Origin of the sequence: Devosia psychrophila, assembly GCF_000971275.1 — a bacterium.
Lineage (GTDB): Bacteria > Pseudomonadota > Alphaproteobacteria > Rhizobiales > Devosiaceae > Devosia > Devosia psychrophila.
Map to the genome: position 1 here is coordinate 1 of NZ_LAPV01000021.1, position 572 is coordinate 572.

The 572-nt window shown below is 61.5% G+C and carries 1 pseudogene; it reads left to right on the forward strand.

Annotated features, from left to right (window positions below):
- Window positions 1-250: 250 nt before the first annotated feature.
- Window positions 251-572: pseudogene (locus WH91_RS02570) on the forward strand (IS3 family transposase); the annotation flags it as partial.

The following is a 572-nucleotide window of genomic DNA, read 5'->3' on the forward strand; positions in this document are numbered from 1 at the left end:
ACCTACGACGCCATCATCGATGCCGCTTGTCAGGCATGGCGAAATCTCGTCGACCAGCCGACAACCATAACATCGATCGGCATGCGTGAATGGGCACACACCGGTCAATCGTGAGCGCCGTTGGTATAAGTCCCGCCAGCAGCAGTCCGATGACGGTCAAACGCAGCCAAGGACGCACTCGAGTAGATGACAGCCAGCCTAAGATCGTCCCCAGCATCGCCGTGGCGGGAAGCCAGTCAGGAAAGCCCGGAAAAAAATGGTAACGCCCGCCGTTGAGCGGGATGCTGTCGCCCATCTCCAGACGGTGTTTGGAATGAGCGAGCGGCGGGCGTGCCAGGTGCTGGGATGCTGCAGGATGACGATGCGCTACCAGACCATCAGGGTCGATGATGCGGTGCTGCGTGAGCGGATGAAGGCCATTGCTCATGAGCGACGGCGCTTCGGATATCGGCGCCTGCACGTACTGCTGCGGCGAGAAGGCCATATGGTCAATCACAAGCGGCTGTTCCGCATCTATCGCGAGGAGAAGCTGGTCGTGCGCCGCCGCGGCGGCCGCAAGCGGGCGATGGGCA